We start from the raw sequence: 12,981 nt of genomic DNA, 5'->3' as shown, positions 1-12,981 counted from the left end.
ATAATGAGTCTGAAAGAAAAAACACAATCTCTGTTTACAGAAACGTTTGGCTACCCTGCCACCCATACTATTCAGGCACCGGGTCGTGTAAACCTGATCGGCGAACATACCGATTATAACGACGGCTTCGTTTTGCCCTGCGCCATCGACTATCAAACCGTCATCAGTTGCGCGGCGCGCGACGATCGAAAAGTACGCGTCATCGCCGCTGATTACGACAATCAGGTTGATGAGTTCTCTCTCGATGCGCCGATTATCGCCCACGATAGCCAGCAGTGGTCAAACTACGTGCGTGGCGTGGTAAAACATCTGCAAAAGCGCAATAACGCCTTTGGCGGCGCGGATCTGGTGATCAGCGGTAACGTCCCGCAGGGTGCGGGCTTAAGCTCTTCTGCCTCACTGGAAGTCGCTGTTGGTACGGTATTCCAGCAGCTCTATCATCTGCCGCTCGACGGCGCGCAGATTGCCCTGAATGGCCAGGAAGCTGAAAACCAGTTTGTCGGTTGTAACTGCGGCATCATGGATCAGCTGATCTCCGCGCTTGGCAAGAAAGATCATGCGCTGCTGATCGACTGCCGTACGCTGGGCACCAAAGCCGTTTCTATGCCTGAGGGTGTAGCGGTGGTGATCATCAACAGCAACTTTAAACGCACGCTGGTCGGTAGCGAATACAACACCCGTCGCGAACAGTGTGAAACTGGCGCGCGTTTCTTCCAGCAGCCAGCGCTGCGTGATGTCAGCTTCGAAGCGTTTAACGCTGTCGCCCACGAGCTGGATCCGATTGTTGCCAAACGCGTGCGCCACGTCATCACGGAAAATGCGCGTACCGTTGAAGCCGCGCAGGCACTGGAAAAAGGCGACCTGCTGCGCATGGGTCAGCTGATGGCGGAATCTCACGCCTCAATGCGCGATGACTTTGAAATCACGGTGCCGCAAATTGATACGCTGGTAGAGATTGTCAAAGCGACCATCGGTGATAAAGGCGGTGTGCGGATGACCGGCGGCGGCTTCGGCGGCTGCATCGTGGCGCTGATCCCGCAAGATTTGGTTCCTGCCGTACAGCAGGCTGTCGCCGCACAGTACGAGGCAAAAACCGGTATTAAAGAAACATTCTACGTCTGCAAACCTTCACAAGGAGCCGGACAATGTTAAACGAAATCCCCGTGCAGGCTCCGGACGGTCAACCGTTTCGCCTGCTCACCCTGCGCAATGACGCAGGGATGGTAGTCACGCTCATGGACTGGGGGGCTACCCTGCTCTCTGCGCGTATACCGCTTAGCGATGGTAGCGTGCGCGAAGCATTACTCGGCTGCGCCAGTCCGGAACAATACCCGGAACAGGCTGCATTTCTGGGGGCTTCGATTGGCCGCTACGCGAACCGTATCGCCAACAGCCGCTATACCTTTGCTGGCGAAACCGTTGAATTACTGCCGAGTCAGGGCAATAACCAACTGCACGGCGGACCAGACGGTTTCGACAAACGTCGCTGGCAGATAGTCAATCAGAATGACCGTCAGGTGCTGTTCGCCTTAACGTCTGACGATGGCGATCAGGGCTTCCCAGGCCATCTTTGCGCCACCGCACAGTATCGCCTGACTGATGATAATCGTATTTCGATAACTTATCGTGCCACGGTCGATAAACCCTGCCCGGTGAATCTGACAAATCACGTCTATTTTAACCTCGACGGCGATAAAACGGATGTGCGCCAGCATAAGCTGCAAATTCTGGCGGACGAGTACTTATCGGTTGACGAAATGGGTATCCCGCAGGATGGACTGAAATCCGTCGCCGGTAGCACGTTCGATTTCCGCACCCCTAAAATCATCAGTAGTGAATTTCTGGCCGATGACGATCAGCGCAAGGTGAAAGGTTACGATCACGCCTTCCTGCTTCAGGCACAGGGCAACGCGCGTACGCCGGTCGCTCAGCTGTGGTCACAGGATGAAAAACTGCAGATGGTGGTCTACACCTCGGCCCCGGCATTGCAGTTTTACTCCGGTAACTTCCTCGGTGGTACGCCTTCCCGCGGGCCAGAGGCCTACGAAGACTGGCAAGGCCTGGCGCTGGAAAGTGAATTTCTGCCGGACAGCCCGAACCACCCAGAGTGGCCACAGGCGGATTGTTTCCTGCGTCCGGGGGAAGAGTATGCCAGCGTGACGGAATATCAGTTTATTCCAGCTTGATCGTTTCCCCTCCCAGGCCCGATGACGTATCTTTTCGGGCCTGGTGCTTGTTAATCCCAGTAGAACCGCTCAAATCCCCACCACTCAAAGACAAAATCGCAACCTTGAGTTCACAAGAACCTTACACTGTAGCGCTATTTTCGCTATGGTTATGCGTAAGCATTGCCGCTTACACATTACGGCAATATAATGAGAATTATTATCATTCAATGTAATTTATAGGAGTGAATGTATGGCTGTAACTAAGCTGGTTCTGGTACGTCACGGTGAAAGTCAGTGGAACAACGAAAACCGTTTTACCGGTTGGTATGATGTTGATCTGTCCGAGAAAGGCGTGGGCGAAGCAAAAGCGGCAGGAAAACTGCTGAAAGAGGAAGGCTACAGCTTTGATTTTGCTTATACCTCCGTGCTGAAACGTGCCATCCACACCCTGTGGAACGTACTGGACGAACTGGATCAGGCCTGGCTGCCGGTTGAGAAATCCTGGAAACTGAACGAACGCCATTACGGTGCGCTGCAGGGTTTGAACAAAGCAGAAACCGCGGAAAAATACGGTGATGAGCAGGTTAAGCAGTGGCGTCGCGGCTTTGCGGTTACCCCGCCGGAACTGACCAAAGACGACGAGCGTTACCCGGGTCACGATCCGCGTTATGCGAAGCTGACCGACAAAGAGTTACCGGTTACCGAAAGCCTGGCGCTGACCATCGATCGCGTTATCCCTTACTGGAATGAAACCATTCTGCCGCGCATGAAAAGCGGTGAGCGCGTAATTATCGCCGCTCACGGTAACTCTCTGCGTGCGCTGGTTAAATACCTTGATAACATGGGCGAAGATGAGATCCTTGAACTGAACATCCCGACCGGCGTACCGCTGGTGTATGAGTTCGACGAAAACTTCAAGCCGATCAAACACTACTATCTTGGTAACGCTGACGAGATCGCAGCAAAAGCGGCGGCCGTAGCGAACCAGGGTAAAGCGAAGTAATTTTCGCGGTAAGTTGAAGACAAAGCGTGGATTTCTCCACGCTTTTTTATTTCGGCCCTACCAGAAAATGTAGGCCAAATAAGGCATCGCCCCATCCGGCAGTCTGCACCGGAATGCCTGATGGCGCTACGCTTCTCAGGCCTACGGGACTTGGTTAACCGCGACGCGCTTTTACCGCATCCGCCAGTTGACGCAACACCGCATCGGTATCTTCCCAACCAATGCAGGCGTCGGTGATGCTCTTACCGTAGGTCAGCGGCTCACCGCTATCCGGATTCTGATTACCTTCCACCAAATGGCTTTCGATCATCACGCCAATAATTGCTTTTTCGCCACCGGCGACTTGTCCGCAAACATCCTTAGCAACATCCATCTGCTTTTTGAACTGCTTGCTGGAGTTGGCATGGCTGAAGTCGATCATCACTTGCGCAGAGAGTCCTGCTTTGACCAAGCCTTCTTTCACGTCCGCAACGTGCTGAGCGCTGTAGTTCGGCTCTTTGCCACCGCGCAGAATGATATGGCAATCGCCATTACCACTGGTATTCACGATCGCTGAATGCCCCCATTTGGTGACAGACAGGAAGCAGTGCGGTGCCCCTGCAGCGTTGATTGCATCAATCGCCACTTTGATGGTGCCATCGGTACCGTTTTTAAAACCAACCGGGCAGGACAGACCCGATGCCAGCTCGCGGTGCACCTGAGATTCTGTTGTACGTGCCCCAATCGCGCCCCAGCTCATCAGATCGGCGAGATATTGTGGGGTGATCATATCGAGGAATTCACCCGCAGTCGGCAATCCGCTGTCGTTGATATCCAGCAGCAGTTTACGCGCAATGCGCAGCCCATCATTGATCTGGAAGCTGTTGTCCATGTGCGGGTCGTTGATAAGCCCTTTCCAGCCAACGGTGGTACGCGGTTTTTCAAAATAGACGCGCATGACGATTTCAAGCTCACCTTTTAACGCTTCGCGCAGCGCCAGCAGACGAGTGGCATACTCTTTGGCAGCTGCCGGATCATGAATAGAGCACGGCCCAATCACCACCAGAAGGCGATCGTCGCTCCCTTTCAGAATTTTATGAATCGCCTTACGGGCATGAGCCACCGTATTGGCGGCATTTTCAGTAGCGGGGAATTTTTCCAGCAGTGCGACTGGTGGTAATAACTCGTTGATCTCTTTAATGCGTAAATCGTCGTTCTGATAATTCATGATTATTCCAGCGTTGCCATACTTATATAAATGAATGCAATCCCTCCAATCTATATCTTCAGTCATAAAGTGTAAACGGGGTTTTACACTTTGGACGGATTAATCCTGGAATTGGCCAAAAAAACGCAATAAAGTAGCGAAAAACGAGATCCAAACTACAATTTCTAACTGTAACAACTTTAATTTTCATAGATTTCAAGATTCTATGCTGGTTTTAATTTCCATAGCAAAACGATTAACCACATATTAATGATGTAACTGGCACATGCACTGTTGGAAGACGTTATCCGACATATCGACCTTAACAGGAGCATATTATGCATATGACAAAGCTGGCTTCACTCTTCCTTACCGCTACACTCAGCCTCGCCAGTGGCGCGGCACTAGCTGCTGAAAGCAACGCGCAGTCCAATAACGGTCAGGCAAATTCCTCGGCTGATGCAGGACAAGTCGCCCCAGACGCCCGCGAAAACGTGGCACCAAATAATGTCGACAACAGTAACGTGAATTCAGGTGGCACAATGCTGCACCCGGACGGTTCATCAATGAACCATGAAGGGATGACCAAAGATGAGATGCACAAAAACACGATGTGTAAGGACGGTCGCTGCCCTGATGTGAATAAGAAGGTTGAGACCGGAAACGGCATCAACAATGATGTTGACACAAAAACTGATGGCACCACGCAGTAACGCTGAAATTAAAGCTAATAACGGGAGAGCAATAGCTCTCCTTTTTAATTTTATCATCCCAAAAACGGTATGATGGCATACAGTAAAGATGAGAATAACAAAGGGATGGCATAATGGCGCACGCACATACTCATACTTCCTCTGAGCAACCCAAGGACAATAATGCCCGCCGACTGATGTTCGCATTCTGCATTACAGCCGGATTTATGTTGGTTGAAGTGGTGGGTGGAATACTTTCTGGTTCACTGGCCTTGCTGGCCGACGCCGGGCATATGCTCACGGATGCTGCGGCGCTGCTTTTCGCGCTGCTGGCCGTCCGGTTTTCCCGTCGCCCGCCCACAATACGACACACCTTCGGCTGGCTGAGGCTCACGACGCTGGCCGCATTTGTTAATGCCATCGCATTGGTCGTTATCACCATTTTAATCGTCTGGGAGGCGATTGAGCGCTTCCAGACACCTCGCCCCGTGGCTGGCGGTATGATGATGGTTATTGCTGTCGCGGGTCTACTGGCCAACGTGCTCGCTTTTTGGGTTTTACATCGCGGCAGTGAAGAGAAAAATCTGAACGTCCGCGCCGCGGCGCTGCATGTGATGGGCGATTTACTCGGCTCGGTCGGGGCAATCATCGCTGCGCTGATTATTATCTGGACGGGCTGGACACCCGCGGACCCAATTCTCTCGATTCTGGTTTCCGTGCTGGTGCTGCGTAGCGCCTGGCGATTGCTAAAAGATAGCGTTAATGAATTACTGGAAGGTGCCCCGCTGACGCTGGATATCGCCGCACTGCAGCGCCATCTCAGCCAGGATATTCCTGAAGTCCGCAACGTTCACCATGTCCATGTCTGGATGGTGGGCGAAAAACCGGTAATGACGCTGCATGTTCAGGTGATCCCGCCACACGATCACGATGCGTTGCTGGAGCGTATTCAGCATTTCCTTATCCATCACTACCAGATTGAACACGCCACAATCCAAATGGAGTATCAGCCGTGCAATGGGCCGGACTGTCACCTGTATCAGGGCGTGTCCGGCCATTCACATCATCACCATTAATGAGAAAGCGCGTGGGAACCCCGCTCACGCGCGCTGTTAATCCACATCCTGCTACCGTTCAGGGCGATAACCGTCAGGATCATATATTCCAGCGACATGGCATATACGCCTTGCAGGGCAAAGATCACCACGCTAATGACGTTAATGATCACCCACAGCAGCCAGTTTTCAACGTATTTGCGCGTCATCAGGATCATCGCTGCAATCGACAGCACCATCATGCAGGAGTCCCAGAACGGGAATGCATCGGGTTGTAGTTCAGGCACAACAACCTGTAATCCCAATGCCTGCATAATATTCACTGCAATGCCTGTCAGGAACGCAAAGACCGGATCGATATAGATCGACATCAGGCCGATCGCCACCACGCAAGCCGCCAGCCAGCCGATCGCTTTTGGAAGCGGTAGCCAGCGAATTTTCAGTTCCGCTTCATGCTGGTTGGTTTGCCGGGACCAGGCATACCAGCCGTAGATATTTGCGGCAAAGAAGAAAACTTGCAGCAACAAGCTGGCATAGAGCTGGATCTGAAAGAAGATAATTGCAAACAGCGTGACGTTTATCAGACCGAAGAAGTAATTGCTGATTTTCTCAAGGCTCGCCAGGCCAATACACAGCAACCCGGCGATCGTTCCCACGGCTTCGATCCACGACAAATCGTAACCACCCGCGCCAATCGGAATATGTACCAGAATGTTCTGCGTGCTAAAAAAGTCCATCTTTTCCCCCAGAGCAAAAATAAATAATTACGCTCGAAGTGTAGCCGCAAATTCCAACATACGGTTTAACGGCAACAGCGCCCCTTCTCTTAGCGAGTCCTCAACATGTATCTCATGAGCCGCGCCGCCATGTTCCAGGCCCTCAGCAATCGCCTTCAGGCCATTCATCGCCATCCACGGACAATGCGCACAGCTGCGACAGGTTGCCCCCTCGCCAGCCGTCGGAGCTTCAAGCAGCTCTTTATCCGGAACGGCCTGCTGCATTTTGTAAAAAATGCCCCGGTCAGTCGCCACAATCAACTGCTTATGCGGTAACGATTTAGCCGCGTTGATGAGCTGGCTGGTTGAGCCAACCGCATCTGCCATATCAACGATAGACTGAGGGGACTCCGGGTGCACCAGCACCGCGGCATCAGGGTAAAGCCCTTTCATGCGTGTTAAAGCCTGGGTTTTAAACTCGTCGTGGACGATACAGGCCCCCTGCCAACAGAGCACGTCTGCGCCGGTCTGTTTTTGCACGTAGTTGCCCAGATGTCTGTCCGGAGCCCAGATGATTTTTTCACCTAAACTATCAAGATGTTCAATAAGTTCAACCGCGATACTGGAAGTCACGACCCAGTCCGCACGTGCTTTAACGGCAGCAGAGGTATTGGCGTAAACCACCACGGTACGATCCGGATGCGCGTCGCAAAATGCGCTGAACGCGTCAATCGGACAGCCCAGATCTAATGAACATTCCGCCTGTAAGGTCGGCATCAGGATGGTCTTTTCCGGGCTGAGAATTTTGGCAGTTTCTCCCATAAACCTCACGCCCGCAACCAGCAGCGTAGAGGCAGAATGCTTTGCACCGAACCGCGCCATCTCCAGAGAATCAGAAATACAGCCCCCGGTCTCTTCCGCTAACTGCTGAATTTCAGGATCGGTGTAATAATGCGCGACCATAACGGCATCACGCTCTTTCAGCAGGCGCTTGATTTTTTCACGATAAAATTGCTTTTCATCCACACTTAGCGGTACTGGCTTCGGCGGAAACGGATAAATTGCTGCTTCTGGATCAAACATCACGCTCATCTTGCTTTCTCGTTTCACTGGCTTAACGAAATAACCGATTAAAAGCGTGACGCACGCCATATTCGGTTTGATTTGTTTTGTATGCTAAACAAGATAGCGGATTGGTGCAGAAAAGTCACAATAATTGCGTGTGATGAATGCCGGATGGCGTCTGACGTCTTATCCGGCCTACAGGAGTAGTGTCGTCTGTAGGCTGAAAAGCAAAGGACATCAGGCAATCTTATAAATCGCAGATAGCAAAAAGGCGCCTTTAGGGCGCCTTTTTACACTGGTGGGGCGTGCAGGATTCGAACCTGCGACCAATTGATTAAAAGTCAACTGCTCTACCAACTGAGCTAACGCCCCCGTATGGGGTTTACTGCTTCAATTATTCAGGATGGTGGGTCGTGCAGGATTCGAACCTGCGACCAATTGATTAAAAGTCAACTGCTCTACCAACTGAGCTAACGACCCGCTCGGATGTCACCTGAAAAATTCTTTACTCGACACCAATATAAGAATTGGTGGGGCGTGCAGGATGACTCGACTTCGTCTCGCCCTAACGGGCCGTTGCTAAAGCAACGTTATCCTTCACGTTTAACACCTGAGTACAATGTTAAAGTTGGTGGGGCGTGCAGGATTCGAACCTGCGACCAATTGATTAAAAGTCAACTGCTCTACCAACTGAGCTAACGCCCCGAGTGGTGGGTGATGACGGGTTCGAACCGCCGACCCCCTCCTTGTAAGGGAGGTGCTCTCCCAGCTGAGCTAATCACCCGATACTACGCTGGATACTGCATTAAGTGGTGGGGCGTGCAGGATTCGAACCTGCGACCAATTGATTAAAAGTCAACTGCTCTACCAACTGAGCTAACGCCCCACTTTTTTCGCCGCTTTCGGGCTGTTTGATATCCCTTGGCAACGGCGGCATATATTACTGATTTCAGATTTTAGCGCAACAAAAATTTCGATGTAAATAACTCAACTGCTTAGGAATCACACGACACGACCAGAAATAACACGATTTCTGGTCGCATGGTGGTCATTACATCGCGCCAAGGCGTTTTTGCGCTTGTTTTGCGCCATCAGTGCCAGGATATTTAGTGATAACCTGCTGATAAACCGCTTTAGCTTTTGCTGTGTCACCTTTGTCCTGCATGATGACGCCGACTTTATACATCGCGTCTGCAGCCTTAGGTGATTTTGGGAAGTTTTTAACTACCGAAGCAAAATAGAACGCAGCATCATCTTTTTTACCCTTGTTGTAATTCAACTGACCCAGCCAGTAATTCGCATTGGGCAGGTAAGTAGAGTCCGGGTACTTTTTGATGAAATTCTGGAATGCTTCAATCGCGTCATCCTGGCGGGATTTATCCTGCACCAGAGCAATCGCTGCATTGTAATCGGTATTCGCATCGCCAGTTTGCACGGGAGCACCTGACGTTGCTGCAGCTCCCGCATCAGGTACAGGGGTTGCCGCCCCACTCTGATCGCCACCTGTAGACTGTGCCGCAGGCGCACTACCGCTGCCAAGATTATTCATCTGCAGCAATATCTGCTTCTGTCGCTCAACAACCTGATTCAGTTGATATTGATTTTCCTGAATTTGACCACGCAGGGAATCGATATCGGACTGATTATCGGAGAGTTGTTGCTGGAGTTGGGTTAAAAGCTGACTGTGAGCGTTAGAAATACGCTCGAGTTGAGTGACACGGTCTTCGACCGAGCCTGAGCCGACACTACTGATTGGCGCCTGTGCAAAAGCGGCCCAAGGGGCCGCTATGCCAACCAGTAACGACAGACTCAACAGGTGATGTCTGAAGTTACTGCTCATGCAATTCTCTTAGTAAACCAGTACGGCGCGACGGTTTTTGGCGTAAGCCGCTTCGTCATGACCCAGTACTGCAGGTTTTTCTTTACCGTAAGAAACGATGGAGATCTGGTCAGCAGAAACGCCTTTACCCTGCAGGTACATCTTAACGGCGTTCGCACGACGCTCACCCAGGGAGATGTTGTACTCAGGAGTACCACGTTCGTCCGCATGACCTTCTACGGTGACTTTGTAAGACGGGTTGCTACGCAGGAAGTTAGCGTGAGCATCCAGCATTGCAGCGAAGTCAGAACGGATATCGTACTTGTCCAGATCGAAGTAAACGATGTTGTTCTGCTGCAGCTGTTGCATCTGAAGACGCGCTTGCTCTTCAGAAGACATGTTGCCGCTGCCGTTTGCATCCATACCAGTGCCGGCACCCAGCATGCCTTCGCTGCCGTCATTGCTGGCGTTCTTGTTAGAAGAACACGCTGCAATAGCCATAACAGGCAGAGCAATCATCAGCCCTTTCAGCACTTTGTTCAGTTGCATTTCAATGATTCCTTTATTAATCAATTATTTATTATCACAGATACGGCGACCAGGCAGGGAATTTAACCTGACCATCAGTTGCCGGAAGACGCGCTTTGAAACGCCCATCTGTAGAAACCAAATTCAGCACGGATCCCATCCCCTGAGAAGAGCTGTAGATTACCATAGTGCCGTTAGGTGCCAGACTTGGCGTTTCATCCAGGAACGTTGACGACAGGACTTGTACGCCACCCGCTACCAGATCTTGTTTGGCAATGTGCTGCTGACCATTGGCTGAGCTTACCATTACCATAAACTTACCGTCGCTGCTCACATCCGCATCCTGGTTTTGCGAACCTTCCCAGGTAATACGCTGCGGAGCACCGCCGTTGACGTTAACTTTATATACCTGCGGACGACCGGCCTGGTCAGAGGTAAAGGCCAGGTTTTGGCTGTCCGGGAACCAGGTAGGTTCCGTGTTGTTGCTGCGACCATCCGTCACCTGACGGATCTGACCGGAACCAATGTCCATGACATACAGGTTCAGACTACCGGTTTTAGACAGGGCAAACGCCAGTTTGCTGCCATCCGGAGAAAACGCAGGTGCACCGTTGTGACGTGGGAACGACGCTACCTGACGAACCGCGCCATTAGACAACGTCTGAATAACCAGCGCAGAACGACCGCTTTCGAAAGTGACATATGCCAGCTTTGAACCGTCCGGAGACCATGCCGGAGACATCAGCGGCTGCGGAGAACGGTGTACCACGAACTGGTTGTAGCCATCGTAGTCGGATACACGTAATTCGTATGGGAACTGGCCGCCGTTCGTCTGAACAACATAAGCGATACGGGTACGGAATGCACCTTTAATACCGGTCAGTTTTTCAAACACTTCGTCACTTGCAGTATGGCCCGCGTAACGCAACCACTGCTTGTTCACTTTATAGGTGTTCTGTGCCAGTACGGTACCCGGTGCGCCACCGGTATCTACCAGTTGATAAGCAACGCTGTAGGAACCATCCGGATTTGGCGTAACCTGACCTACTACCACGGCATCAATACCCAGCGCAGACCATGCGGCAGGTTGAACTTCCTGTGCGGTACCCGGCTGCTGTGGCAGGCGAGAACGGTCTAACGGATTAAATTTACCGCTGTTACGCAGGTCAGCGCCTACGATACCACCGATATCTTCAGGTGCAGCACCCGGCCCTGCCCACTGGAATGGGACAACACCAATCGGGCGTGCCGAATCCACCCCCTGGGTGATCTCGATACGTACTTCTGCGTGCAGCACCGCTGCCCACAGCATCAGAAAACCAAATGCTACTCGTAATGCCTGCTTCATCATATCTCCCTTATCTGGACGGAAAGCCCACGATAATTTAGCAGAATGTTAACAAACTCAAATACACAAAACTACCAGAACGCTGTCTCAACCTTAGACCGTTTCCCCTGAATTCTCAGGGACGTTATTACAGTTTAAAGTCCAGCTTGGCATCTTTTACTTTTTCATAAACAGCCTGGCTAGGCGGTTTAGGAATTCTGGCTGTTTTCGCAGCCGTCAGCGCAGCCTGACACAATGCCGGATCTCCGCCCTCTTCGGTCACATCCAGTAACAGACCATCGGGTGCTAACTTGATATGTAATACGCAAGATTTACCCGCATACAAATCGGCACCATACAGACGGCTCTGGATCGCATTACGAATTTGAGATGCGTAAGCACTGATATCAGCGCCAGATGCACCGCCATTTGCACCACTTGTACCACTATCTTTCGCCGGTTGACCGTTTCCTTTCGCTCCACCACCCGATTTCGGTGCATTCTTACCGGAGCTTAAGTCGCCCAACAAGTCGTCAACGCCAGAGGCTGCAGCTGCTTTTTCGGCCGCAGCCTTTTTCGCAGCCGCCGCTTTATCTGCCGCAGCTTTCTTATCGGCAGCGGCTTTCTCGGCTGCAGCTTTTTTATCTGCTGCTGCTTTTTCCGCTGCGGCTTTCTTATCAGCCGCAGCCTTTTCAGCAGCGGCAGCTTTCGCGGCAGCGGCTTTTTCTGCTTTCTCTGCAGCAGCTTTCTCGGCTGCTGCTTGCTTAGCGGCTTCAGCCTGAGCTTTCTTCGCAGCGTCTGCGGCAGCCTTAGCAGCTTGTGCTTCGGCAATTTTCTTCGCATCAGCGGCGGCTTTAGCGGCTTCAGCCTCTGCTTTTTTCTGTGCGTCCGCAGCGGCTTTCTTCGCGGCATCTGCCGCTTGTTTCGCCTGAGCATCAGCTTTGGCCTTCGCGTCTGCAGCAGCCTTCGCCGCAGCTTCTTCAGCCTGTTTCTGTTGCTCTTGCGCTTTCGCGGCGGCGGCTTCGGCCTGTTTCTGCTGTTCCGCCTGTTCGCGCACTTTTTCCTGCGCGGCTAAACGTTCTTTTTCAAGTTGCTTCAGTCGCTCTTGCTCGGCCGCCTGCTTCTCGCGAAGTTCCTCAGCTTGCTGCTGCGCCTGTTTTTCACGCTGCTCTTCTGCACGTTTAGCACTTGCCTGCTGTTGCTGCTGCCTGTCGTACTGTTGCACAACGGCGCCAGGATCGACCATAACGGCGTCGATGGACGAACCGCCACCGCCGCCGGCTGAAGCATCAATGTGCTCATCGAACGAACTCCAGATCAGCGCTGCAAATAAAATGACATGCAGCACCGCTGAAATAATTATCGCCCTTTTGAGCTTGTCGTTTTGTTCGGTTGCCTTTGACACTCTCGGTTCCCAAAAAA

12 protein-coding genes and 5 tRNA genes are annotated in these 12,981 nt (G+C 51.9%); 5 read left to right on the top strand and 12 right to left on the bottom strand.

Features of this window, described 5'->3' with window-relative positions; translation table 11 throughout:
* The first annotated feature begins 3 nt into the window (after positions 1–3).
* The 3 genes from galK (at position 4) to gpmA (ending at position 3,171) form a co-directional block, all read left to right on the top strand.
* A complete protein-coding gene (galK, locus tag WC7_RS18180; RefSeq protein WP_016152321.1) occupies positions 4–1,152 on the top strand; it encodes a galactokinase in 1,149 nt (382 codons plus the stop codon).
* Positions 1,146–2,186, top strand: a complete 1,041-nt coding sequence (gene galM, locus WC7_RS18185) for a galactose-1-epimerase (RefSeq protein WP_016152320.1) — start codon at positions 1,146–1,148, stop codon at positions 2,184–2,186. The genes galK and galM overlap by 7 nt, the downstream gene beginning before the upstream one ends.
* A gap of 232 nt (positions 2,187–2,418) precedes the next feature.
* Positions 2,419–3,171: a 2,3-diphosphoglycerate-dependent phosphoglycerate mutase gene (gene gpmA / locus WC7_RS18190; protein ID WP_003022999.1), complete on the top strand. Its 753-nt coding sequence runs from the start codon at positions 2,419–2,421 to the stop codon at positions 3,169–3,171.
* Positions 3,172–3,325: 154 nt separating this feature from the next.
* On the opposite strand, the gene aroG is transcribed toward gpmA, so the two are convergent.
* On the bottom strand, positions 3,326–4,378 hold the full coding sequence (aroG, locus tag WC7_RS18195) for a 3-deoxy-7-phosphoheptulonate synthase AroG (RefSeq protein ID WP_016152319.1): 1,053 nt from the start codon (positions 4,376–4,378) through the stop codon (positions 3,326–3,328).
* 317 nt (positions 4,379–4,695) lie between these two features.
* Between aroG and WC7_RS18200 the strand changes: the two genes are divergently transcribed.
* Both WC7_RS18200 and zitB read left to right on the top strand, forming a co-directional pair.
* Positions 4,696–5,070, top strand: a complete 375-nt coding sequence (locus tag WC7_RS18200; RefSeq protein WP_016152318.1) for a YbgS-like family protein — start codon at positions 4,696–4,698, stop codon at positions 5,068–5,070.
* 113 nt (positions 5,071–5,183) lie between these two features.
* The gene (gene zitB, locus WC7_RS18205; RefSeq protein WP_016152317.1) at positions 5,184–6,125 is read left to right on the top strand and encodes a CDF family zinc transporter ZitB; all 942 of its coding nucleotides are present in this window, start codon (positions 5,184–5,186) and stop codon (positions 6,123–6,125) included.
* On the opposite strand, the gene pnuC is transcribed toward zitB, so the two are convergent.
* The 11 genes from pnuC to tolA form a co-directional block, all read right to left on the bottom strand.
* On the bottom strand, positions 6,122–6,841 hold the full coding sequence (gene pnuC / locus WC7_RS18210; RefSeq protein ID WP_016152316.1) for a nicotinamide riboside transporter PnuC: 720 nt from the start codon (positions 6,839–6,841) through the stop codon (positions 6,122–6,124). The two genes, zitB and pnuC, sit on opposite strands and share 4 nt — an antisense overlap.
* Before the next feature lie 27 nt (positions 6,842–6,868).
* A complete protein-coding gene (gene nadA / locus WC7_RS18215) occupies positions 6,869–7,912 on the bottom strand; it encodes a quinolinate synthase NadA (protein ID WP_016152315.1) in 1,044 nt (347 codons plus the stop codon).
* A gap of 269 nt (positions 7,913–8,181) precedes the next feature.
* Positions 8,182–8,257, bottom strand: a tRNA-Lys gene (locus WC7_RS18220).
* Between the two features lie 32 nt (positions 8,258–8,289).
* Positions 8,290–8,365, bottom strand: a tRNA-Lys gene (locus WC7_RS18225).
* A 149-nt stretch (positions 8,366–8,514) separates the two neighbouring features.
* Positions 8,515–8,590: transfer RNA gene (locus tag WC7_RS18230), tRNA-Lys, on the bottom strand.
* Between the two features lie 3 nt (positions 8,591–8,593).
* Positions 8,594–8,669, bottom strand: a tRNA-Val gene (locus WC7_RS18235).
* A 26-nt stretch (positions 8,670–8,695) separates the two neighbouring features.
* Positions 8,696–8,771 (bottom strand) — tRNA-Lys (locus tag WC7_RS18240).
* Between the two features lie 165 nt (positions 8,772–8,936).
* Entirely contained in the window at positions 8,937–9,725 is a 789-nt protein-coding gene (cpoB, locus tag WC7_RS18245; protein WP_016152314.1) for a cell division protein CpoB, read from the bottom strand.
* A 9-nt stretch (positions 9,726–9,734) separates the two neighbouring features.
* Positions 9,735–10,253: a peptidoglycan-associated lipoprotein Pal gene (pal, locus tag WC7_RS18250; RefSeq protein WP_003022983.1), complete on the bottom strand. Its 519-nt coding sequence runs from the start codon at positions 10,251–10,253 to the stop codon at positions 9,735–9,737.
* Positions 10,254–10,287: 34 nt separating this feature from the next.
* A complete protein-coding gene (gene tolB, locus WC7_RS18255; RefSeq protein ID WP_003022981.1) occupies positions 10,288–11,580 on the bottom strand; it encodes a Tol-Pal system beta propeller repeat protein TolB in 1,293 nt (430 codons plus the stop codon).
* 127 nt (positions 11,581–11,707) lie between these two features.
* Positions 11,708–12,964 carry a cell envelope integrity protein TolA gene (gene tolA, locus WC7_RS18260; RefSeq protein WP_016152313.1) on the bottom strand — a complete coding sequence of 419 codons (1,257 nt, stop codon included), beginning with the start codon at positions 12,962–12,964 and terminating at the stop codon, positions 11,708–11,710.
* Positions 12,965–12,981 lie beyond the last annotated feature (17 nt).

Origin of the sequence: Citrobacter sp. KTE151, from assembly GCF_000398845.1 — a bacterium.
GTDB classification, from domain to species: Bacteria; Pseudomonadota; Gammaproteobacteria; order Enterobacterales; family Enterobacteriaceae; genus Citrobacter; species Citrobacter braakii.
The sequence above is the reverse complement of the archived record's forward strand: the minus strand, read 5'-3'. Positions and strand labels throughout refer to the sequence as shown.

Bases quoted from the DNA above. Each gene is read 5' to 3' on its own strand.
- WC7_RS18200 (WP_016152318.1), top strand. From the start codon at position 4,696: ATGCATATGACAAAGCTGGCTTCACTCTTCCTTACCGCTACACTCAGC.
- cpoB (WP_016152314.1), bottom strand. From the start codon at position 9,725: ATGAGCAGTAACTTCAGACATCACCTGTTGAGTCTGTCGTTACTGGTT.
- galM (WP_016152320.1), top strand. From the start codon at position 1,146: ATGTTAAACGAAATCCCCGTGCAGGCTCCGGACGGTCAACCGTTTCGC.
- aroG (WP_016152319.1), bottom strand. From the start codon at position 4,378: ATGAATTATCAGAACGACGATTTACGCATTAAAGAGATCAACGAGTTA.
- pal (WP_003022983.1), bottom strand. From the start codon at position 10,253: ATGCAACTGAACAAAGTGCTGAAAGGGCTGATGATTGCTCTGCCTGTT.
- pnuC (WP_016152316.1), bottom strand. From the start codon at position 6,841: ATGGACTTTTTTAGCACGCAGAACATTCTGGTACATATTCCGATTGGC.
- nadA (WP_016152315.1), bottom strand. From the start codon at position 7,912: ATGAGCGTGATGTTTGATCCAGAAGCAGCAATTTATCCGTTTCCGCCG.
- tolB (WP_003022981.1), bottom strand. From the start codon at position 11,580: ATGAAGCAGGCATTACGAGTAGCATTTGGTTTTCTGATGCTGTGGGCA.
- galK (WP_016152321.1), top strand. From the start codon at position 4: ATGAGTCTGAAAGAAAAAACACAATCTCTGTTTACAGAAACGTTTGGC.
- zitB (WP_016152317.1), top strand. From the start codon at position 5,184: ATGGCGCACGCACATACTCATACTTCCTCTGAGCAACCCAAGGACAAT.
- gpmA (WP_003022999.1), top strand. From the start codon at position 2,419: ATGGCTGTAACTAAGCTGGTTCTGGTACGTCACGGTGAAAGTCAGTGG.